Source organism: Clostridioides sp. ZZV14-6153 (assembly GCF_020657855.1).
Classification (GTDB): Bacteria; Bacillota; Clostridia; order Peptostreptococcales; family Peptostreptococcaceae; genus Clostridioides.
Map to the genome: position 1 here is coordinate 1 of NZ_JAGWCZ010000008.1, position 23478 is coordinate 23478.

At 29.7% G+C, this 23478-nt stretch carries 18 protein-coding genes; all 18 read right to left on the bottom strand.

Annotation, left to right across the window (positions count from 1 at the left end; all coding sequences use genetic code 11):
• Nucleotides 1-46: 46 nt before the first annotated feature.
• Nucleotides 47-442, bottom strand: coding sequence for an IS200/IS605 family transposase (gene tnpA / locus KGF46_RS11200; RefSeq protein WP_227829568.1), 396 nt, complete (start codon nt 440-442; stop codon nt 47-49).
• 257 nt (nt 443-699) lie between these two features.
• Entirely contained in the window at nt 700-1719 is a 1020-nt protein-coding gene (locus KGF46_RS11205; protein WP_227829379.1) for a molybdopterin-binding protein, read from the bottom strand.
• Complete coding sequence (gene mocA / locus KGF46_RS11210) at nt 1716-2285, bottom strand: molybdenum cofactor cytidylyltransferase (protein ID WP_227829380.1); 570 nt, start codon at nt 2283-2285, stop codon at nt 1716-1718. Before mocA ends, KGF46_RS11205 begins: the two co-directional genes overlap by 4 nt.
• 106 nt (nt 2286-2391) lie before the next feature.
• Entirely contained in the window at nt 2392-3120 is a 729-nt protein-coding gene (gene yqeC / locus KGF46_RS11215) for a selenium cofactor biosynthesis protein YqeC (protein WP_227841602.1), read from the bottom strand.
• 201 nt (nt 3121-3321) lie between these two features.
• Nucleotides 3322-4599 carry an RNA-guided endonuclease InsQ/TnpB family protein gene (locus KGF46_RS11220; protein WP_227841601.1) on the bottom strand — a complete coding sequence of 426 codons (1278 nt, stop codon included), beginning with the start codon at nt 4597-4599 and terminating at the stop codon, nt 3322-3324.
• A 139-nt stretch (nt 4600-4738) separates the two neighbouring features.
• Entirely contained in the window at nt 4739-7039 is a 2301-nt protein-coding gene (locus KGF46_RS11225; protein WP_227841600.1) for a xanthine dehydrogenase family protein molybdopterin-binding subunit, read from the bottom strand.
• Nucleotides 7039-7827: an FAD binding domain-containing protein gene (locus KGF46_RS11230; protein ID WP_227841599.1), complete on the bottom strand. Its 789-nt coding sequence runs from the start codon at nt 7825-7827 to the stop codon at nt 7039-7041. The genes KGF46_RS11225 and KGF46_RS11230 overlap by 1 nt, the downstream gene beginning before the upstream one ends.
• Nucleotides 7828-7935: 108 nt before the next feature.
• Nucleotides 7936-9297 (bottom strand): uracil-xanthine permease family protein, encoded by a 1362-nt coding sequence (locus tag KGF46_RS11235; RefSeq protein ID WP_227829385.1) that lies wholly within the window; start codon nt 9295-9297, stop codon nt 7936-7938.
• A 1358-nt stretch (nt 9298-10655) separates the two neighbouring features.
• Entirely contained in the window at nt 10656-11357 is a 702-nt protein-coding gene (locus tag KGF46_RS11240) for a hypothetical protein (RefSeq protein WP_227861981.1), read from the bottom strand.
• A 249-nt stretch (nt 11358-11606) separates the two neighbouring features.
• Complete coding sequence (locus tag KGF46_RS11245; protein ID WP_227861982.1) at nt 11607-12692, bottom strand: dihydroorotate dehydrogenase; 1086 nt, start codon at nt 12690-12692, stop codon at nt 11607-11609.
• A 35-nt stretch (nt 12693-12727) separates the two neighbouring features.
• Nucleotides 12728-14041 (bottom strand): amidohydrolase family protein, encoded by a 1314-nt coding sequence (locus KGF46_RS11250; protein WP_227829388.1) that lies wholly within the window; start codon nt 14039-14041, stop codon nt 12728-12730.
• Nucleotides 14042-16333: a molybdopterin cofactor-binding domain-containing protein gene (locus tag KGF46_RS11255; RefSeq protein WP_227861281.1), complete on the bottom strand. Its 2292-nt coding sequence runs from the start codon at nt 16331-16333 to the stop codon at nt 14042-14044.
• Entirely contained in the window at nt 16323-17117 is a 795-nt protein-coding gene (locus KGF46_RS11260; RefSeq protein ID WP_227829390.1) for an FAD binding domain-containing protein, read from the bottom strand. Before KGF46_RS11260 ends, KGF46_RS11255 begins: the two co-directional genes overlap by 11 nt.
• A 39-nt stretch (nt 17118-17156) precedes the next feature.
• On the bottom strand, nt 17157-17603 hold the full coding sequence (locus tag KGF46_RS11265) for a (2Fe-2S)-binding protein (protein WP_227829391.1): 447 nt from the start codon (nt 17601-17603) through the stop codon (nt 17157-17159).
• Between the two features lie 78 nt (nt 17604-17681).
• Nucleotides 17682-19088 (bottom strand): amidohydrolase, encoded by a 1407-nt coding sequence (locus KGF46_RS11270; RefSeq protein ID WP_227829392.1) that lies wholly within the window; start codon nt 19086-19088, stop codon nt 17682-17684.
• A gap of 17 nt (nt 19089-19105) precedes the next feature.
• Nucleotides 19106-20476, bottom strand: coding sequence for a dihydropyrimidinase (hydA, locus tag KGF46_RS11275; protein ID WP_227829393.1), 1371 nt, complete (start codon nt 20474-20476; stop codon nt 19106-19108).
• A gap of 138 nt (nt 20477-20614) precedes the next feature.
• Nucleotides 20615-21802: a YgeY family selenium metabolism-linked hydrolase gene (locus KGF46_RS11280; protein WP_227829394.1), complete on the bottom strand. Its 1188-nt coding sequence runs from the start codon at nt 21800-21802 to the stop codon at nt 20615-20617.
• Nucleotides 21803-21940: 138 nt separating this feature from the next.
• On the bottom strand, nt 21941-23155 hold the full coding sequence (dpaL, locus tag KGF46_RS11285; protein WP_227829395.1) for a diaminopropionate ammonia-lyase: 1215 nt from the start codon (nt 23153-23155) through the stop codon (nt 21941-21943).
• Nucleotides 23156-23478 lie beyond the last annotated feature (323 nt).

The window sequence follows — 23478 nt, forward strand, 5'->3', positions numbered from 1 at the left end:
GCTATTTGGATATAATCTATATTTATATGCTCTTAGCATATTATCCCTACTTTCCTTGATTTTCTATGTATTGTTTTACAACATCCAATGGAGCTCCACCAGTTGTTACTAGACAATAACTTTTGCTCCAAAAGTATTCTTTCCATAAGGACTTACGAATACTTGGAAATTCATTCTTTATTCTTCTACTTGATGCTGATTTATAAGCATTTAGCAGTTTAGATATCTCTGTATTTGGTTTTGCTTTGAATAACAAGTGCACATGGTCAATATCATGATTCCATTCTAGCAACTCCACTCCATAATTTGGGGAGATATCTACAAATATATCTTTTAGTCTATCTGATATAGAGTTATCTATTACTTTTCTTCTATATTTTATACACATAACTAAGTGATAGTGTAACAAAAATACTGAATGATTATTACTATCTAATTTCATTGTAATTACTTTCTTTCAGTTTTTACTACTGATTTTATAGTACAATACATTTTTTTGAAAATCAAGTAAAATAAATAACCTATCGGTTAGGCTTACATCCTCCACCTCCTATGTCGAGGAAGAGGAATTTCGCCATTATAGGTTAAACTGTTTTAGCTATTAGTTAAAATATAGTTTCTGTATAATTAATCATAGTTTATATATCATTAATACTTAAAAAGAGTACCTAAGTTTGTAAGTACTCTATTTATATGATTTTATATTTTAGCAAAATTACATGCAGGGTAAGTACATACATCACAGTTCATACAAAGACCACCATGACCATATTTAGCTATATCATATTTGTCAAGTTTTTCATCTATTAAAATCCTAGATAGAACTATATCAAATACTGTAGTTTTATGATACATTGCACATCCAGGTATCCCCATAATCGGAACTTCTCCATAATAAGCAAGTAAAAACATTGCTCCTGGTAATATTGGTGAACCATATGTAATTAAGTCAGCTCCAGTCTCTTTTATAGCTGTCGGTGTGACATCATCTGGGTCTACACTCATTCCACCAGTACAACAGATAAGTTCTGCTCCTTGACTTATAAATTCTTTTATTGCATTTTTTATGATATCCTTATCATCTGGACATATAGTTTGGCCTATAACTTCACATCCAAACCCCTTTACTTTTTCTTCTATTACTGGTCCAAATTTATCAACAATTCTACTGTAAAATACTTCATTTCCAGTAGTAACGATTCCTACTTTTTTAGGTTTAAAAGGTATTACTTTGACTATTTTTCTGTTATCAACTACTTTTTTTGCCTCTTCTAGTTTTTTCTCATCTATGACTAGAGGTATGACTCTTGTTCCAGCTACTTTTAGCCCTTTATTTACTACAAAATTATTATGAAGAGTTGCCATCATTATTTCACCAACACAATTTAAATCAAAAAGTGCATCAACATCTATTTTTAAAAGCCCATCACATGCTGCTATAAAATCTATCTTTCCTTCTTTTATTTCACTGAAATCTAAATTTTCTCCAGCAGTTAATTCTTTTAAAAATAAAGCTCCTTCATTTTCATGAATCATTCCCTCTGATTTTTCCCATACATATAAGTTGTCTTTACCAAGAGATAATAAAACTGGAATGTCTTCTTCTTTTACTACATGTCCCTTTTTAAATTTTCTTCCTTTAAATTCTCCTGGTATTATTTGAGTAATGTCATGACATAAAACTTGTCCAACAGCATCTATAGTTTTTATTAATTTCATAATTTGCCCCCTATTCTTTCATAATCCACTTTCGTATCAATATCTAATAACATTTTTTTGGGAACTTCTACATATTTTATTTTTGATGAATTCTTTAAAATAGTTTTCCCTTTTTCATCTTCTTTAAGTGCCAACAATTCCTTTTTTTTGCTAAATGGAAATATAACTGGATTTCCACATACATCTTTGCATCTTGGAATTACTATAAAATTTCTATCTAATTTAAAAGTATTTATAATTTTATCTATATATAAATCATCAATAAATGGTTGGTCTCCCACAAAAAACATATATCCATCACATTTTGAGCTATTTAAAATTCCTAATTTTATGGATTCACTCTGACCTATATTTGCATCTTTATTATCTACATATTTAAAGCCATATTTATTACATAGTGCTAAAACTTCTTTATATTGACTTACAACTACAACTTGATGAAAATTAATTTTACTAACTGCCTTAAGTACATGTTCTATTATAGAACATCCATCATATTCCAATAAAAGTTTATTTTTTCCCATTCTTCTGGCAAATCCTGACGCCATTATTACTGCATTTATCATATATATCATTCCTTAACATTTATAATGTATTGATATTGTTATGATTTTATAGTATCTTTATTGATATTATCTATATATATAATATCACATAAACTATTTTAATACTTCAATATCTTATACAAAAATTTTGTTTTATACTTCCATAAAATATATCTATTTCGCTTTCATGCTCTTTAATAATTTTAATTAAATTTATAGCTAAACTTTCATATATTTCATTTTCGACTTTATTAATAAATAATATTTTTTTCCCATGATAATTTTTAAACAATCCTTTTGGATTTAATACTACATTTTTTAAATTATAAAGGCTTACTGTAGGATTATCATTTATATTACACATATTTAAATTAGTTATTTTTTTAAATTCATCTAACCTATGTATATTTTCTTCATTAATATCCATTCCAAATGAAGTTATATCTAATATACCTATAGTTTTTGTAGTTTTACAATATACTACTGGTTCTCCATCATTCCAACCTTTAAGTTTTTTTCTCTTTGAACCATCACCTTCTATCAAGACCAAATCAAATTTGTCTATCATTTTTTCTAAATCAGATAACTTTATTCCTACTATTTTATTTTCATTATTTATACAGCTTCCACATACTGTTACTCCATGACAAATAGATGGAATAGAAATTCCACCTATTGTCATAAATATATTGTCATAGTCTTTTCTATCAGGTAAATATATTTTAGTAGTTGTTGTAAGTAAAACTTTTAGCTTATCTCTATAAAAATTCGCAAAGTATTTTATAAATGAAGTTTTTCCTCCTGCTCCAACTACAGTTATTATTTCATTTGCTCCTATCATATCTGATAATTTCACACTTTCACCTCTCATAACTATTTCTTTTAAATATCCTAAATTTTATTTATTTGAAATTTATAATTTAACTTTTTTAGTAAAAGTGATTTTTGAAATTCTATAAACTAAAAAGTAAATAGATTCTGTTGTAAACAACAAGGCGGATCCAATTCGCCGCTAAGCTGTAAGCTTATACGCTATCAGTTTATCTTTTAATTATTATTAAGATATTCTTATTCTTTGTGCTTGCTTTAACACCTGAGGATTATTCTGCAAATAAGATAAATCAACTATTTGTGATTTTTTTAATATATTAAGACTTGCATTTACATCTGCGTTTATAATCATACCCTTACTAGATTTATATTGACCACGTGTTATTCTTTCTCCCTTAAATTTGTATTTCTGTACATCATCCAAATTAATATCAGGAAGATAATCATTGGCAAAAAAATCTGATTTACTAGTATAGCTTTCTTCTTGTCTAATGAAATTAATATTTTTTATTTTACATAGGTACTCTAGTTTTCCTTTTATCTCTCCAAAAGGAATTCTTATAAAATTTCTATATATTTTCTTTTCCATATTATCACTTTTTTCTAACTTAGCATTATATCCTACAATTAAATTGCCAATATTATTTTTTACACAGTAGTCAATTATGTAAAAGCAAGTTTTATTTACATAGTCTTTAACCTGATTATTTCTTTTATTCCATACTTTAAATTGTTTTCTTGTAATTAAACTTATATTCTTTTTTAATTTTAAAGCCTCTATTTTATCGTTTTGCTTATTTGCCCATTGATTCACAGACTTAAGCCTTCTCCCATCTATAATAAAACTATCACCTAAATTGGTAGTACAAGTACATAAGTTTTCTAAACCTAAATCTATTGCCAGTGCATTTTTTTTATTTGAAACTTCCTCTGATTTCGGTATTTCATAACAATACTGAATTTCAAAGAACCTAGCCTTATGTTTAGGTATTATTCTTATTTCCTTAACTTTTTTGTCTAATATATTATTTGGAACTTTTATACTCACCTTTCCATACATTTTTTTAAATGCTGGAGACATAGGAACATTTAAAATTCCATCGTCTTTAATTCTTATTTGACCTATTATTATACTAAAAAAACCTTCTTTGTCTAAATACTTAGGTGATTTTATTCCTCTAAAATCATACTTGCCTTCTTTAGCTAATTTAATTAAACCAAAAAATGACCTAAACGAACTATCAACTTCTTTTAGTATTTGTTGTGCTACATTACTATTGAGTAGTTTATAGTTTTCATTTTCTTTACACACATGATAATTAGCTTCATAATTAAGATGCTCTCCTTGATTAAAGTAATGTTGTCTGACATTATATGTACCAACATTATACAAATTCTTTGCTAAAAAGCACATCTCTCGCAAAGCCTGATATTCTTTTTTAGTTAAATTTTTTAATTGTTGTCTCTGAGTCCCATAATGTATGTTTTTTGTTCTATTTGGCATAAACTCACCTCCTTTAACTCTTACTCTATTAGACATTATATATGGTATTTTTAGAAAGCACCATATATAATGTCTATTCAATTACTTTATTTTACAAAATAACTTAATTTTATACTTTATAGTATATCATTTATTAAATTTATTTGTTATTGTTTTTCATACCCATGTACACTTTTTCAAAAGTTATAGGAAGCTCTCTTATACGAACTCCAGTAGCATTAAAGATTGCATTTGCAATTGCTGGTGCTGGCGTATGTATAACTATTTCTCCTAAAGATTTAGCTCCATAAGGTCCTCCTGGGTCAAAATTATCAGCAAAATCTACCAATATATTTCCTACTTCTTTTTTTGTAGGAACCTTATACTGCAAGAAACTGTCTGTCAATAACTTTCCATCTCTATCAAATTTAGGGTCTTCATACATTGTAAACCCTATTCCCATCATTACTCCACCTTCTACTTGTATTCTAGCTAATGTTGGATTTATAACTGTACCACAGTCTGGGACACATGCAAAATTTATTACCTTATATTCCCCTGTATTTTTATCTAATTCTATTTCAGCAAATCCTGCTATAAATGGTTTTATTCTTTTTAACATACCAAATGATTCTGTTGCTTCTAAAACAACTGGTACATCGTCACTTGAAAACCCAATACCTCCAACTGACTCTCTTCCTAATTCCTCTAATAACACAAATTTACTCTCATCATTCTTAACAAAAATTCTATCTTCACTTAACTCTAAATCTTCTTTTTTAGACCCGAGTTTAGATTCTGATATTGAAAGTAATATTTCTTTTAATTTGTTTGCTGTTTTTATTGTTGCATTTCCTGTAACTGTTGTAGTACAAGAAGCAAATGCACCTGTATCATATGGACATAGGTCCGAATCACCTGTATAAACAGATATTCTATCTACAGTCGTATTTAAAGTCTCAGCAGCAATTTGTGCTTGAATTGTATCAGCTCCTTGGCCTAAATCAGCAAGACCAGATAATAACTTATATGTCCCATCTTCATCCATTCGTATAGTCACTGTTGCCATATCCACACGTGGTATACCAGAACCATGATTTGCCACTGCCATACCTACTGCCCTTACCTTGTTATTGCCTATATCTTTACACGGATATTTATCATCCCAATTAATTAATTCTTTCCCTTTTTCTATACACTGTTTTAATTCACAGCTTAGTATTTCTTCTTCTGCTGCTTTTCCATTAGTATATCTATCTATTATGTTTTTAACTCTAAATTCAAGAGGGTCTATACCAACCTTATTAGCTAATTCATCAATAGCACTATCTATTGCAAATATGCCTTGTGTAGCTCCATAACCTCTAAGTGCACCTGCTGGCAATCTATTAGTATATACTGTTCTAGCATCAAATCTAACAGCATCAATATCATTATATATTGGTAATGTATTATGACCTGATTCTGAAGAAACAGAAACTCCATTACCACCATAGGCACCTGTATTATTTAGTGATTTTAATTCTATCGCCTTTAAATTTCCTTCTTTGTCTGCACCTACTCTAACATCAAAAAACATTTCATGCCTACTATTAGAACCTACAAAAGTTTCACTTCTTGTAAAAACGAATTTTGCTGGTCTTCCAGTTTTCATAGTCACAAATGCAGTAAATATATCTGTTGCTGCTATATTCTTTCCTCCAAATCCACCACCTATTCTAGGCTTTATTACCCTTATTTTAGAAGAAGGAATCCCCAATACTTTTCTAAGTATTCTCTTTACATTGTGTGGTGATTGTAATGATGACACAACAACAATCCTATCATTTATATCTTTATATGCATATGACCTATGAGTTTCCATCATACAATGTGATTGACTTTGAGTCTTATATGATGCTTCTACCACAAATTCACTTTCTTTAAGCTTAGCCTCAACATCACCAAACTCGAAAAACTCTTTTGATACTATATTATTTTTTGCATCTAATCCAAAAGGATATGGTTCTACTATATCTTGTTCTGGATGTATAATAACTTCATTTCCTTCTGCTTCTCTTGCATTAAATACAGGCTTTAAAATTTCATACTCTACTTTTATCATTTTTAAAGCTTTAATGGCTGTTTTTTCATCTTCTGCTGCTACTAATGCTACCTCATCTCCAACAAATCTAACCGTATCTTCAAGTAAGACTCTATCATAAGGAGATGCTTCTGGTTCTGTTTGACCTGGAACACAATATCTAACTTGTGGGACATCTTTATAAGTATAAATTCCTACAACTCCTGGAATTTTTTCAGCTTTTGACGTGTCTATATTCTTTATTTTGGCATGTGCATGTGGACTTCTAAGAAGTTTAACAGTCAAAACATCTTTATGCATAATAAGGTCTTCAGTATATAGAGGCTTTCCTGTCACAATTGCTGTACTATCTATCTTTCTTATCCCCTTATTAATCATTATCTATTACCTCCCTCAATAGCACTATACATCCTCTTAACTAGCGCACTTGCCATATCTATTCTATACTCTTTGCTTGCTCTCATATTACTTCCATAAATTAATTCTTTACCTACAATAATAGATGCTTTATCTATATCCTTTTCTTTACTCAATATATCACTTGCTTCAAGTGCTAATTTAGCCCTTTGAGGTCTTGCTCCAATTGCTATTTTATAAGTATCATTTTCTTTTAACATCGCTGAATTTAATATAGCAAAATCTCCTGTACATTTTCTTATTGAATCAAACACAGCTACTGCATCTTTCTTAGGAAGTATTACTTCAATTAATATATCTTTATTTAATTCACTATCTAAAAACTCATTTAGCTCTAATATTCCACTATTGTATAACCTTACCTTCGCACCAACAACTAAAAGTACTGGAATCAAGTCAGAAAAACCATATTTCGAAAATACACTAGCTCCAATTCTTGCTCCTTGTCTAAATTGAACACCAACTATATTAGAAACAGCACTTGAGACTATTCCACTACAATAATTTTTAATAGTTTTATTTATTTCTAAACTTCTCAAAGATGTATCTGCTCCTATTAGTATATTTTTTTCATCCTCTTTTATATAGTCTAGATTTATATCCTTTAAATCTATGGCTGTTCCTATGTTTTTATTGCTTAATTTTATAAATCCGCAACCACCTAAAATAACATTATTTTTTTTAGAAATTAAAATTTTATATGCTTCTTCCAGGCTTTGTGGAACAGAATATTCTTTTATAGTAACCATCTTATCCCCCTTATATCATATTTATTAAAACTTGAAATCTATTAAGTACATTGCTTTAATTTTTATAAATATATAGTAATCTTAATTTAGTTCTATTAATTTTTTACTCTATATATTTTCTTTTTTATCTTTTTTATTTTTATTGTCCTTACCTTTTGAAAATTTTATCATATATAAACCTTGAACTATTATGGCAACCATAGCTCCTGAAACTACACTCGAATCTGCAAGTAATGTTTCTATAAATTTTGGAGATTTTTCAAGCACTTGAGGAACCACCATAAATCCTATGCCAGCTGCCATAGAAAGACCTAATATCATACTATTTTCTTGATTAAAACCATCCATGCTAACAAGTCTTAATCCAGATGTTGTAAGAGTTGAAAATATTACGAGTGTTGCTCCTCCAACCACACAAGGAGGTATTGTTCTGATTAAATTAGCTAATAAAGGTGATACTCCTGCCAAAAATAATCCAATTCCTCCAATAGCTAATACAAATTTACTTATAATTTTTGTATTAGAAACGATTGCAGAATTTTGACCAAACATCCCCATTGGAGTAGCAGAAAATAATGCTCCTATTGTAGATAATACTCCATTTCCTAAAACAGCAGAAGAAAGTTCTTCATCTGTCACTTGTCTATTAAGCCCTCCTACTGCAGAAAGTGTACATGCTCCCATAATATCAGCTATTTCAACCAAATATATTATTGAAAACATTACTACAACCTCAATCTTTATATCTAATCCAAAAACAAGTGGTTTTGGAAGTGCAATCAAAGTAAACTCTTGAATTGAAGAAAAATTTACTATTCCCAACATTAGAGATAAAATATATCCAAAAATTATGCTAACTAGTATTGATGCATCTTTAAATAATCCTTTGCCATATTTATTTAATCCTAATATCATAAGTGATACAGCTATTCCAACTATAAAATTAATTGGTTGTCCAAATGTCTCATTCCCCATACCTCCAGCCAAGTTTTTTATTGCTATTGGGAAAAGTCCAAGACCCATACATGCAACTATCGTGCCAGATACAACTGGAGTAAATATAAATCTTATTTTTTTAAGACCAAAACTAATTATGATTATTACTATACCAGCAATTATTTGAGAACCAAATAACACAGGTAATCCATACTTGCCTGCAACAGAAACTCCAGCTCCTATGAACATTGCTGTAGCTCCCATTATAACTGGTATTCCTCCTCCCAATTTAAACCCTTTAAATAGTGGTATTGGATATAATTGTAACAAAGTTGATAATCCTGCAAAAATTAATGCAGCTTGAATCAATAGTGTAGACATTTTATAATCAAGTCCAGCTACATTTGCAATTAATATTGCTGGTAAACAACTACCTATTACCATTGCCATTAAGTGTTGTAACCCCAAAGGTATTGATTCCTTTAGTGGTGGTATTCCGTCTAATTCAAATTTTGATGTACTTTTTGCTTTCATAATAAAAACTCCCGTTACATAAAACTTATTGAATTATATAAATACTTAAAAATTTAATATATTAAATTAAATGACTTTTATAAATCTTACTATACTCAGTAATACATTTAAGTTTTCATACTTAAAAATCATGTGCAACAAATTTAATTATTAACAATCAAATTTATTCTATTATTTTGTATATGTTTTATAGTGCTTTACAAATATAAGAGTATTATAGCTATGGACCCTAAAATTTTTTACAACAATTCTAATCCAATCTAAATCTTTCAATCTTAATCATTATAAGTTATAAGTTTTCATAAGTATTTATATCTTGTAAGTTTTAAACATTTACCTATAAACGCTACTTTATAGATGTCACTTTAATTTTTAAGTGACTTCATACTTTCATATGAGCGTAGACTATTTCTTCATCTTCAGCATTACCTGTTAAGAGCAACCCGTTTCCACTATCAATCGCTTATAGTGTACTCTCTTTCGAGATAGTCGTTTGACCTTCCTATTTCTAGGCTTGGCGACCAAATGTCCATTGTAAAGTACTTAGGCTCTCACCATATACCATCCTTGCTATTGTTTCTGGTTTTCACCACATTCATAAAAGTTTCTTTCTATCTTTTATTGTAGTTGCAAGGCTTTAGGATTTACTGGTTTTAAAGTTGTGTCCTACATAAATTTCTTTATGTACGGGGCTAAAAGTACAACTTATTTAATATACTTTTTTATTACCCCCTGTAAATAATATTATTTACTCTTTCACTGTTTTTGTTATTAAATTAATTACATAATAATTAATTTGAGCATAAAATAATTTTCAAATTGAAAATCAAAATATTTATGAATATTTTATAATATAATTATCATAAGACAGAAAAACTTAATAAGCTATGTATCTCAGTTGTACCCATGTACTCTCCTTTACTATATTTGTATCTGCAACATAAAACATACAAGTTTCTATCTAGCTTATAGATATAAACCAATATCTATAATTAAAAATAGTAATAGTATTGTATAATACAATCTATGTATATTACTATTTATTATTTCTATAGAGCAATTTTAATGCCAATGTTTGCATACATTTGCATAGAATAAATTTTTTATACTTTCATTGATAAAAATTTACTTATTCCAACTGTTCTGTAATTTTTTATTAAGCAAATTTTAAATTTTATTTTTATGATATTTTTATAATTACATAAAAAAAAAGACCAAAAGTATTTTTCAAGTGATCTTTTCTCAAATTTTTATTTTAATTTCTAAAATTTATAATAAATAGTAAGATTATTATAAGCATCTATATTGTATATGAAAGTTTATACTTTTATGGATGATAAGTTAATGTAATTAAAAGATTATCTAGCTGATTTTAGTTTTACAATATCGCTCCAATTTTTGCTGGTAGCTAATTCTACTAAACTTAAATCTCTTCTTATTTCGGAAACATCTTCTTTTATGGCGTTTGTATCACCTTTTATATGTGCTATACTATGTTCCATATTATCATGAGTAGCTTTATTTATTTCAGAGTTATGTAATAAACTTCCTAAAATACTATTTTGTTCAATTTGTTGTTCTTTAATTGATTTACCTTCAGATTCTAAGGCATCTACTTTAACAGCTATTTCATATAGTTTTTCATTAACTATAATATTTTCTGCTTTAATTTCACTTATATCTTTACTTGCATTACTTATTTGATTTTGCATAGAGTTCATTTCTAATTTAACTTCATGTAAATTATCTTTCACTACATTTATTTCTTGTTTTACTTCATTCATTTCTTTCTTCATTACACTTACTTCTTGTTTTACTTCATTCATTTCTTTCTTCATTACACTTACTTCTTGTTTTACGCTGCTCATTTCTTCTTTCATTACACTTACTTCTTGTCTTACTTCTGACATGTCATTTTTCATTATACATATTTCTTGTTTTACTTCACTTATTTCTTCTTTCATTATACTTACTTCTTGTTTTACTTCTGACATATCATTTTTCATGCTAACCACGTCTTTATTTATAATATGTAATAATTCTAAAATTTTATCTTCCACTTACATCACCATCCCTATTAATTATTATAACATCTTATACAAATGCTATACAATGTTAACATATATATCTAAAATAGTTATCATAAATTTAATTAATAAAATTATTATGTATAATTACTATAAAAAATAATTAATATAGATATAAATCTAAAAATAATAATTACAAACAAAAGGATACCACTTTAATATGGTATCCTTTATTTGTATCTAAATTTTTATCTTTTAAAATTATATTTTTTATAAAATATCTTATGCATTTAATTCTGGACATGAAATTTTTCTTCCAAGTGCTTTTGGTTTACATACTGATATGCAAAGACCACAATATCTACATTCATCTTCATTCAATTCCATCTTATCATTTAATTTTCTAGCTTGATATGCACACACTCTTTCACACATCTTACATTTAGTACATTTTTCTTCATCATAAGTAAATTCAAAACTAAGTCTTTCATTTACCTCTCCCATATGCTTATGTACTATCCCACAAGCATTTTCTATAGTTCTATATCCTAGTCTGTCAAGATTAGAATTTAGGTCATTGTGTATTTTAGCTATTACTTGAGCTCCTTTTAATATTACTACTGAGCATATACCGACAAAGTCAGCACCTGCCATAATCATCTCTAAAGCATCATCTCCACTTACACATCCACCTAATCCAATTATAGGTATATTTACTTCTTTTTTTATTTCATATATTCTTTGTAGAGTTATTGGTTTAATAGTTTCTCCACTTAAATATCCAATTCCATTTCCACCTAATAAAGGTTGCCCAGTTTCTATATCTATTCTAAGTGCTGGTCCTACAGAATCACAAGCAGTTATTGCATCTGCTCCTGCTTCTTCTAATTTTTTAGCAAAAGCCCCTATTTCATCTATCATAGGAGGAAGTTTAACTATTACTGGTATATTCACTCTCTCTTTCGCATCTTTAAGCATTGGTATTAAATCTCTATAGTCATAAGATACCAACTCGATAAAATCAGCTCCTGCATTTGCAACCTTTTCTACTAGTTCACTACTTTCTTCTATTGTATGACCTATTGAAGCTATACATACAGTTCCATCTTTTTTCATTTGTGGTATTTCAAAATCTATCCATTGCTCTGGTTCAAAATCTGTCCATTTCTCATTATTTAAAAGAGCATTGGCTGTATTTCTCACCATATGAGGTGCTGGATTTATAGCTCTTTCTTTTCTTATTGTCTTAGTAACAACTGCCCCTGCTCCTGCATCACTTAGTATCTTACATCCAGCTGCACTATATGTCAACGGACCTGAACCTATTATAAAAGGTGATTTTAATTCTTTCCCTAAAAAATTATACATTATTTACTTCCCCTTTTCATATTTATTTACATTTATTAAAACTTCCAGAATTCACAGGCAACATCTTTCATTTCTTTAACAATGGCTTTTTTATCTAAGTCAACTAATTGTTTTTCTTTTAAAATATGTTTACCATCTATGTATACATTTGATATAAATTCTTTTTTACCTTGCACTACTATCTGGTCAAATATATTATCAAGTGTTACAGGAGTTTTAAATTCATCTTCCATAACTACTATATCTGCTTTATTACCAACTGTTATTTTTCCTGATTTTTGAAGCCCTAATGCATAAGCACCATGTTCTGTTGCCATCTTAAATACTAAACTTGCTGGCATTACAGACGCATCTTCTTCAACTGATTTATGCATTAAAAACGCACCTCTCATAACTTCAAAAAAATCATTTATATATCCATCTGTACCTAATGCTACTTTTATGCCTTTTTTAATCATTCTTGGAACTGGAGAAAAACCGCCACCTACTTCACAGTTACTAAGAGGCATGTGAACTACCTTTACACCTTTCTCCTTTAATATGTCTATCTCTTCATCATCTACTTTTACACATTGAGATGCTAATACAGTCTCATCTAATATATCTAAATCATTGTAGTAATCAACTGCTTTTTTATTAAAGTGTTTTTTAGAGTAGTTTGGTTCATATATACTCTCACATAAATGGAATTGCATTGGTGCATCTAATTTTCTTGCATCTTCTTTAGCTTTTTTGATAAATTTATCTGAACATGTAAAACTAGTATGTGTACACATTATTCCATTTATTAATTTACTGTTTTCTCTGCTCCATTTTATTAAATTAGAATTTTCATCTAAACATCTTAATCCATTTTCATAACTTATTCTTTCACAACTTTCTAGAGATAAAACTGCTTTCATTCCTATTTCTTCTAGTATCTTACCTTGCTCAATTAAAGTTCCTTTTTCTGTATTTGGAGCTTCTAGAGTGTCACAAAATGCTACTACACCAGATTCTATAAGTTCTATTGCAGACGCTTTAGTTGTGGCTTTTACTTCCTTTAATCCTATTCTATTTTCTATAAATGGCCACCAATAGTCATTTAAAAACCCTTCGAAATCAGTAAAATGTACATTTGCTGGTATTCCTCTAGAAAGCACTCCATATTGATGCATATGCCCATTGATAAAGCCTGGCATTACTATAGCATCTGATTTATTTATTATCTCTGTAATATCTTTATATTTTAATTCAACTTCTTCATTTGGCAATATATCTTTTATAATGTCATTTTCTATTACAACGGCATAATTTGTATATATTTCATCAGCAGAAGATATTAAGTATTTACTTTTTATAGCAACCATTTATTTACCTCCCTGATTTAGTTTCTTCATAGCCATATAAACCTTTTCAGAAGTTATAGGAAGTTCTCTTATATTCACACCCACTGCATTAAAAATTGCATTTGCTATTGCTGGTGCTGGTGTATGAATAACTATTTCTCCTAAAGATTTTGCTCCATATGGTCCTGTTGGTTCATAATTATCCACAAAGTCTACTAATATATTTCCTATATCCTTTTTTGTTGGAACTTTATATTGTAACAAATTAGAAGTCTGAAGTTTCCCATCAGAACCATGTCTAGGGTCTTCATACATTGCAAGCCCTATACCTTGAGTTACTCCTCCTTCAACTTGTATTCTGGCAAGTGCAGGATTCATAACTGTACCACAATCAGTTGAACAAGCATAGTTTATCACTTTAAACTCACCTGTTGTTTTATCTAGTTCAATCTCTGCAAAACCTGCTAAGAATGGTTTTGCACTCTCTTTTATACCATAAGATTCAGATGAATATAAAACATCTTGATTTCCACCACCAACAGATTCTCTTCCTAATTCACTTAATAAAACAAATTTTTCTACGTCCTCACTATGACAAACTCTATCTTCATATAATATTAAATCATCTATTGGTAAGTCTAATTTTTTCTGAGCCACTTTTAATATCTTTTGTTTCAAACTTTCAGCAGATTTTATTGTAGCATTTCCAGTTACATAAGTAGTACAAGAAGCATATGCACCAGTATCATATGGACACATATCTGTATCTCCTGTATAAACGGAAATTCTATCAATAGATGTATTTAATGTCTTGGCAGCAATTTGTGCAAGTATTGTATCAGAACCAGTTCCTAAATCTGAAGACCCAGAAAATAACTTGTAAGTTCCATCCTCATCCATTCTCATATTGACTATTGCCATATCTATATTAGCTATACCAGAACCATGAGTTCCAACTGACATTCCAACAGCTCTTACTTTATTATTTCCAATGTCTATAACAGGGTATTTTTCATCCCATCCAATTAGCTTTTTACCTCTAATTATACATTCATCAAGTGCACAACTTCTTATTGGAAAATTCATTATTCCGCCTTCAGTTTGCTTTTTTATAATATTCTTCAACTTTATTTCTGTTGGGTCCATATTAAGTTTATGTGCTAATTCGTCTATTGCACAATCAAGTGCAAATGTCCCCTGAGTTGCTCCGTATCCTCTCAACGCTCCCCCTGGAACCAAGTTAGTATATACAGTTCTTCCATCAAACTTTATTGCAGGTACATTATTATATGTTGGAAGTACATTATGCCCTGACTCGGAACAAACTGAAGGTCCATTGTCACCATAAGCACCTGTATTGTTTAATGCTTTCATATCTATAGCTTTTATATTTCCTTCTTTATCTGCTCCAACTTTTATGTCAAAGAACATCTGATGTCTAGTGTTAGTCATTGCAAAAGTTTCTTCTCTAGTATATATAAGTTTTGCTGGTCTTTTCGTCATCCAAGTTACAAATGATGCATATATCTCTGTTACAGCTATATTTTTTCCACCAAAACCTCCACCTATCCTTGGTTTTATTACTCTCACCTTTGAAAGAGGTATTCCTAATGCTCTAGAAACCTGTCTTCTCATATGATAAGCTGATTGATTTGCAGAAGTTACTACTAGTCTACCATTAGTGTCTATATACGTGTAAGCTCTATGAGTTTCCATCATACAATGTGCTTGTGATTGAGTCATATAAGATTCTTCTACTATTACATCACACTCTTTAAACTCTTTTTCTACATCACCTTTACCCATTTTCTCTCTTGATACTATATTTTTTGTAGCATCTAATCCAAAATCAAATGGACAAAATAAGTCATCTTCTTCATGTATTAAAATTTTATTACCTTCTGATTCTCTTGCATCTAATATTGGTGTCATTACTTCATATTCAACTTTTATGAGTTTCATTGCTTTAATAGCTGCTCTTTCATCTTCAGCCGCTATTATAGCAACTTCATCTCCTACATATCTCACTATATCTTCAAGTATTAATTGGTCATGAGGTGATGCTTCTGGATATGATTCTCCTACCATTGAATATCTATAATTTGGTACATCTTTGTAAGTAAATATATCTACTACACCTTTTACTTTTAATGCATTTTTTATATCAATATTTTTTATTTTTGCAAAAGCATGTGGGCTTCTAAGAAGTTTAACAGTCAAAACATCTCTATGAAAAATTAAATCTTCAGTATATATTGGCTTACCAGTAACAATGGCTTCACTATCTATTTTTCTTACTTCTTTATTTACCATTAAACTCACCCCCAATACTATTATACATTCTAACAACTAATGCTTTTGCCATATCTTGTCTATACTCTTTACTTCCTCTTATGTTACTTCCAAATGAAAGTTCTTCACTTGATATATCTCCAGCTTTGTCTGCATCATTTTCTAAACTTAGCACTTCACTTGCTTTGTAGGCAATCTTTGCTCTTCTTGGTCTAGCTCCTATTGCAATTTTATAAGAATTTCCTTCTTTTAACATTGCCCCATTTAATACTGCAAAATCACCTGTACATTTTCTTATTGAATCAAATACACCTATAGCATCTTTTTTAGGTAATATAATTTCTATTAATATATCTTTTTCAAGCTCACTTTCTAAAAAGTCAGCTAAATTCATAACCCCTTTTTTATATAACTTAACCTTTGCATCTACTACTAGTAATGAAGGTATTAAATCTGAAAATCCATACTTAGCAAATACGCTAGCTCCCACTCTAGCTCCACTTCTAAATTGAACTCCTACTATATTAGAAACAGCGTTTGAAATTACTCCACTACAGTAATTTTTAATAACCTTATTTAATTCTAAAGTTCTTAAACTTGTATCTGCTCCAATTAATATACTATCCTCAGTTTCATTTATATAATCTAAACCTAGGTCTTTTAAATCTATTGCTGAACCAATATTTTTGCTACCTAGTTTTAAAAATCCGCAGCCTCCAAGTATTATGTTGTTTTTTCTTGATATTAGCAGTTCATAAGCTTCATCTAAACTTTTTGGAACTACATATTCCTTTATAGTTATCATATTCTCTCCCCATATCAATTTAATTTTCACTTAAAAAGTTTAAGTGTTCAAATATTTATGTATTGCTCTTAGTTGACCTTTATATCCTGTACATCTACAAAGATTTCCATTTACATAATCTATAACTTCTTCTTCTGTTGGATTTTGAAGTTCTCTTTTCATTGCTAAAACCATCATTATAAATCCAGGAGCACAAAATCCACATTGGTCAGCTCCTTCATCCGCAAGAAAATCCCCAAATTTCTTAGCTTCATCTACTACGCCTTCAAGTGTTGTAATACGTTGTCCCTCTACTCTAGCAGTAAGATAATTACAAGACAACACAGCTTTGTCATTTACCATTACTGTACATAGACCACATGAGCCAGTATCACATCCTTTTTTAACACTTACATATCCATTTTCCCTTAATGTATCTGCTAAAAAATCATCTGGTCTTATATTCAATTCTTTTTCTTTATTATTTATGGTACATTTGATAATCAAATAAATCACCTCAAAACTAATATTTTTAAGTTAAAGTCTATACTACACTTAATTTATTTAAGAATAATATTATATTTATTAATAAAGGTTATTCCATTTATGACCTTCCATTCTATTCTTTATAGCTCCTCTTACACAAAGTCTCTCAGCTGTATCTTGAGCATCTTTTAATACTTTTTCTTCATTAGTTGTTAATATTTTTGAGTCTTCCATTATTATATTTCCATCCACTATAACACTCTCTATATTTTTCATGCTAGAAGAATATACTAATGTAGACACCGGATTATGCATAGGTATTGCTTTTGGTGAAAGCATTGGATTAAATATTAGTAAATCTGCTTTTTTACCAATCTCTAATGAACCTATCTCATCTTCCATTCCAATAGCTCTTGCTCCATCTATAGTCGCTAGTTCAAGAACTTTTTCTGCTGACATTGCTAATGGGTCACATTTATTAACTTTATGTTGAAGTGCTGTTAATTTCATAAGTTCAAGCATATCTTGAGAGTTATTGCTAGCAGCTCCATCTACGCCTAAGCTAACTGTTATTCCTTTTTTAAGCATTTCTGGTACTGGTGCAACTCCTGAAGATAAATACATATTACTTGCTGTGTTATGAGATACCTTCATGTCATATTTTTTAGTAAGTTCCATATCCTCTTCAGTTAAATATACACAATGTACCATAAGCACATTTGGTCCAAGTATTCCTAATTTCTTTAAAACATCTATGTCATATTGCCCATGCAATTCTTTTGCTGCTTCTCTATCAAAAGGAGTTTCTGATATATGTACTGTAAATAAAGCATCATCATATTCTTTTACTACTCTCCATAGCATCTCAAGCATTTCTTGAGAATTTGACCATATTGCTGCTGGAGCTACTCCTATTTTGATTCTTCCATTCTCTGTATTGTGGTGTTTTTCAAACAATCTTCTTACATCTTTTTCAACCGTTTCTACATCTTGCATTATTCCAGGATGAACTCCAAATTGAGCACCTGTATTCATACATCCTCTTCCAAGTATTCCTCTTATTCCTAATTCTTTATAAGCATCTATTATTCCATCACAAAGACCTTGTTTACTGTGAGGGTACATATAGTCAACCATTGTTGTTATACCACTTCTAAGACCTTCCACACAGCCAAGCATTGCAGCATCATAAGTGTCCTTTGGCTCTAAATAATTGGCTGCTGGAAATGTCATAGTTTCTAGCCAATCTTTAAGTACCATATCATCTCCTAACCCTTTTAATAAAGTTTGGAATAAATGATTATGTGTATTTATAAAACCTGGGAATAGGACTTTGCCTTTAGCATCTATTACCTTTTTAACATCAGTGTACTTACTTTCTATTTCTTTAGAATTCCCAATATCTGCAATCTTGTTATCTTTTACTACTAATGCCCCATCAAAAATAACTTCTCTCTCTTTGTTTACAGTTACTATTATGGCATTCTTAATAAGTATATCTATCATTCTTATTTCCCCCCGCATTATTTAGTAATTTTTCTTTTAATATATTGACCTGTTGGTTGCTCCACGATATTACAACTTTGTACTATATGCTTTCCTCTTAAAAAAACATCTTCAACTTTACATTTGACCTTAACTCCCTCATATGGAGTATAATCTACATTTTGTTTTTGATTCTTATAACTGATTATTTCTTCTTTATCTGTATTTAAAATCACTATATCTGCATCACTTCCTACAGCTATTTCACCTTTTTTAGGATACATCCCAAATATTTTAGCAGCATTTGTGGAAGTAACTTCTACAAATTTATTTACACTTATTCTATTTTCCAAAACCCCATATGTATATAAAAGAGATAACCTATGTTCAACACCTGGTGCTCCATTTGGTATTTTACTAAAATTATCAATTCCCAAATCTTTTTGACCTTTAAAATTAAATGAACAATGGTCTGTACCCACGGTCTGAATATCGCCCTCAGACAAGCCTTTCCAAAGAAAATCTATATCTTCTTTTTTTCTAAGTGGAGGAGACATTACATATTTAGCTGCCTCAAACTCATCCTTATTGTATAAACTGTCTTCTAATAATAGATATTGCGGACATGTTTCTACTATCATATCTACACTTTTTTGTCTAGCTATCTTTACAATTTCTAGTGACTCTTTACAACTTAGGTGAACTACATATGATTTTGAGTTTGACAATTCAGTTATATCAGCAAGTCTTGAAACAGCCTCTTTCTCAACTATGTTTGGTCTTGTAAGTGGATGATATTTAGTTTCTAAATCTCCATTTTGTAAACGTTCTTCTATTAATGCATCCAATAAATCTCCATTCTCACAATGAAATTCAACTATACAACCTAGGTTTTTAGCTTCCTTTAGTACTTTGTATATTGTTCCATCATCTACTTTCATACCTTCATATGCCATATACATTTTAAAGGATACTATTCCATCTGAAATAAGCTTTTCCATGTGCGTAAATGTATCTTTATCTAAGCATGTGATTGTCATGTGAAACCCATAGTCACAATAACAATTTCCACTTGCTTTTTTATGATATGTTTTTATACCCTGTATTAGATTTTCTCCTTCACTTGATTCTGCAAAGTCTAGTATAGTAGTAGTCCCTCCAGCTATAGCCGCTCTTGTTCCTGTTTTAAAGTTATCAGCAGTAGTTATAGAGCCTGCATTCATATCAAAGTGAGTATGTGTATCTATACCTCCAGGAATTATAAGTCTCCCTGTAGCATCAATTACTTTATCATTATTTATTTCTAAATTATTTCCTATTTCAATTATCTTTTCATCTTCTATTCTTAAATCACTTATATAAGTTTTATCAGAGGTAATTATAGTTCCACCTCTTAGTATTGTTCCCATATATACCTCCTAACTTTTAAGCTCTAGTAAATTCTCTTAGTATTTTAATTTATATTATTTACATAACTTTATGTTTGCCAAAGGTGCTATATTTAGCACCTCTAGACTATATTTAAATAATTTATTGTGAACTAAATATTATTTTCCATATACAGATTTTAATATTCCATAGTAACCTTCTGTTCCTATAAATAATTGTTCTTGTTCTATGTACTCATCTATTGTATGAGCAAGATTTTCTTTAGAAGGACCAAATCCTATAGTTTTTATTCCAGCCTCACCTGCATAATGGCTTCCGTTCGTACAGAATGAGTATTGAGTTATTTCTGAATCTATTCCAGCTTCTTTTAATCCTTTGTATGCTGCTTGAACAAATTCATCATTTTCATCATATAACCAACCTGGGAAGAATCTTTCACTTTCTATAGTATTTCCTGTATAACAGTCAGCTTTTTCAGATGCATAAGAAACTTTTGCATTTAATTCTGAGTCTTCTTTCATCATTTCATCTAATAATGCTTGTATTGGAGCTAGTACTCCTTCTCTTGTTTCTCCAACCAATAATCTTCTATCAAAAGTAGCTTTACAGTAATCTGGCACTACTGATGCTCCTGGATATGGAGAAGATTTTATATCTGTTAAAACTAATATTCCATCACCTAACACTGGATGAGTTGGAGGTACTAATTGTTGTATTTTTTGAATTACATTAGCCATTTTATAAACTGCATTTACACCTTTTTCTGGATTAGCAGAGTGAGCTGGTTTACCAAAAGTCTCTACAACTATTTCTCCTCTACCTCTTTGACCAATCTTTAAGTTTAATTCTGAAGATTCTCCTATTACAACATAATCAGGTTTAACAGCTTTACTTATTTCTCTAGCTGAAACTCCTTCAAATATTTCTTCATGAACAACTCCTGCTACATATAGTTCTCCAGCAAAATCTTTATTAGTGTCTTTAGCAAAATACGCTACAGCAGACATCATTGCAGTATACTGACCTTTCATATCAGAAGTTCCTCTACCATATATCTTTCCATCTACGATTTTTCCTTCAAAAGGAGGAACACTCCATTTACTTGCATCTGGAACTGGAACTGTGTCTATATGACCATCAAATAATATCTTTTTACCTGGTCTATTTCCTTTTATGCATCCCACTATATTTCCATATCTATCTCTTGACCAGCTATCAAAACCTAATTTTTCAAAAGATTCTTCTATTGCTTTTACAACCCCTTCTTCATTTCCAGAAGAGCTAGGATTTTGGATTAATTTTTGACATATCTCAGTTACTTCTTGTTTTCTTTGTTCATTTAGCATTTCGTTATCCCCCTAGATTTTATAAATATATATTTTAATTTAAGTCTTTATAATTTATATAATTTCTAAATTTTAGAACTTATATATCTTTTTAATATGTAAATTGTTATTTGATGAATATAATATTTTAATAATCGTCTATATACTTGGATACTCTCCATCCCAAACTATACTTCTGTATTTATCAGGGTCAGTATCTCCTTCTGTACTTATTAAAAGTATTCTTGAATTTTCATCCAACTTTAAATCTCTTCTTAAGTCAGCTAAATCTTCTCTTTCCATAGCTGCTATTAAAAGACCAGTTGTAACTGCTCCAGATTCTCCAGAGATTACTTTTTCATCACCATTTAAAGGATTTCCCAATGTTCTCATACCTTTAGCAGAAACCCAGTCTGGTGCTGAAACGAATGCTGCTGCATGATTTTTTAATACTTCAAATCCTATAGTATTTGGTTCCCCACAAGCAAGACCTGCCATTATAGTTGGCATATCTCCACCTACAAATCTTGGTTTTCCATCTCCTGCTTCTGCTGATTTATAGTAACAATCTGCCTCATCAGCTTCTACTACTACTGTTATCGGGCATTCGTCATATATTGAAGCAACATATCCTTGAACTGCACCAGCAAGTGAACCAACTCCTGCTTGCACAAATACATGTGTTGGTCTATCTACTCCATATTCTTTTAATTGTTCTATAGCTTCTTGAGCCATAGTTCCATATCCTTGCATTATCCATGCTGGTATTTCTTCATATCCGTCCCATGCTGTATCTTGAACCATTACACCATGGTCATCAGCTTCTGCATAATCATTAGCTAATCTTACTGCATCATCATAATTTAGGTCTGTTATACTAGCATCTGCACCTTCTCCCTTGATTTTATTTAATCTAAATTCAGAAGAACCTTTTGGCATTAATACAACAGATTTCTGACCTAATTTATTAGCTGTCCAAGCAACTCCTCTACCATGATTTCCATCTGTAGCTGTAAAGAAAGTTATTTCTCCTAATTGTTCTTTTATTTCTTTTGAAATTAATTTTTCATATCCTAACTCTGATATATCTGTATCTAATCTTTGAGCTAAGTATTTACCCATAGAGTAAGAACCACCCAAAACTTTAAATGCATTTAATCCAAATCTGTAAGATTCATCCTTTACATATACTCCTGCAACACCTAATTTTTTTGCTAAACCTTCTAGGTTTGCTAATGGAGTTTCTTTATATTGAGGAAAGCTTTTATGGAAGTTTCTAACCTTAGTTATTTCTTCTTCATTTAAAAATTTGATACAATTTTCCTTATCGCCCTTTGGCAGATTGTTTACTTTCCATTTAATTTCTTTTAGCATCTAAAATACCTCCAAATTATTGTTAAATTTTTATACTCTATATATTAGCAATTAACATGCCAACACTTAACATATATCGAATATTTTTCTATAGCTATTTAGCATAGAATTTGCAATACTTTCAACTTTTTTTACCTTTATCTATTGAATTATCTAATGTATATAGAATTTGATAATAAAAAAACCTTTTTTATCTTCTCACTTTTTAATTCTCATTTTTAAAATTTAAAAATTAATACTTAAAATGTATTCATTATGTATTTTTTGACATAGAAATCTATAAAGCATTTAATAAAAGGCAAAAAATAGTGATGTAATATTTT

Bases quoted from the DNA above. Each gene is read 5' to 3' on its own strand.
- tnpA (WP_227829568.1), bottom strand. From the start codon at position 442: ATGAAATTAGATAGTAATAATCATTCAGTATTTTTGTTACACTATCAC.
- KGF46_RS11205 (WP_227829379.1), bottom strand. From the start codon at position 1,719: ATGAAATTAATAAAAACTATAGATGCTGTTGGACAAGTTTTATGTCAT.
- mocA (WP_227829380.1), bottom strand. From the start codon at position 2,285: ATGATAAATGCAGTAATAATGGCGTCAGGATTTGCCAGAAGAATGGGA.
- KGF46_RS11220 (WP_227841601.1), bottom strand. From the start codon at position 4,599: ATGCCAAATAGAACAAAAAACATACATTATGGGACTCAGAGACAACAA.
- KGF46_RS11225 (WP_227841600.1), bottom strand. From the start codon at position 7,039: ATGATTAATAAGGGGATAAGAAAGATAGATAGTACAGCAATTGTGACA.
- KGF46_RS11230 (WP_227841599.1), bottom strand. From the start codon at position 7,827: ATGGTTACTATAAAAGAATATTCTGTTCCACAAAGCCTGGAAGAAGCA.
- KGF46_RS11235 (WP_227829385.1), bottom strand. From the start codon at position 9,297: ATGAAAGCAAAAAGTACATCAAAATTTGAATTAGACGGAATACCACCA.
- KGF46_RS11245 (WP_227861982.1), bottom strand. From the start codon at position 12,692: ATGTATAATTTTTTAGGGAAAGAATTAAAATCACCTTTTATAATAGGT.
- KGF46_RS11250 (WP_227829388.1), bottom strand. From the start codon at position 14,041: ATGGTTGCTATAAAAAGTAAATACTTAATATCTTCTGCTGATGAAATA.
- KGF46_RS11255 (WP_227861281.1), bottom strand. From the start codon at position 16,333: ATGGTAAATAAAGAAGTAAGAAAAATAGATAGTGAAGCCATTGTTACT.
- KGF46_RS11260 (WP_227829390.1), bottom strand. From the start codon at position 17,117: ATGATAACTATAAAGGAATATGTAGTTCCAAAAAGTTTAGATGAAGCT.
- KGF46_RS11270 (WP_227829392.1), bottom strand. From the start codon at position 19,088: ATGATAGATATACTTATTAAGAATGCCATAATAGTAACTGTAAACAAA.
- hydA (WP_227829393.1), bottom strand. From the start codon at position 20,476: ATGGGAACAATACTAAGAGGTGGAACTATAATTACCTCTGATAAAACT.
- KGF46_RS11280 (WP_227829394.1), bottom strand. From the start codon at position 21,802: ATGCTAAATGAACAAAGAAAACAAGAAGTAACTGAGATATGTCAAAAA.
- dpaL (WP_227829395.1), bottom strand. From the start codon at position 23,155: ATGCTAAAAGAAATTAAATGGAAAGTAAACAATCTGCCAAAGGGCGAT.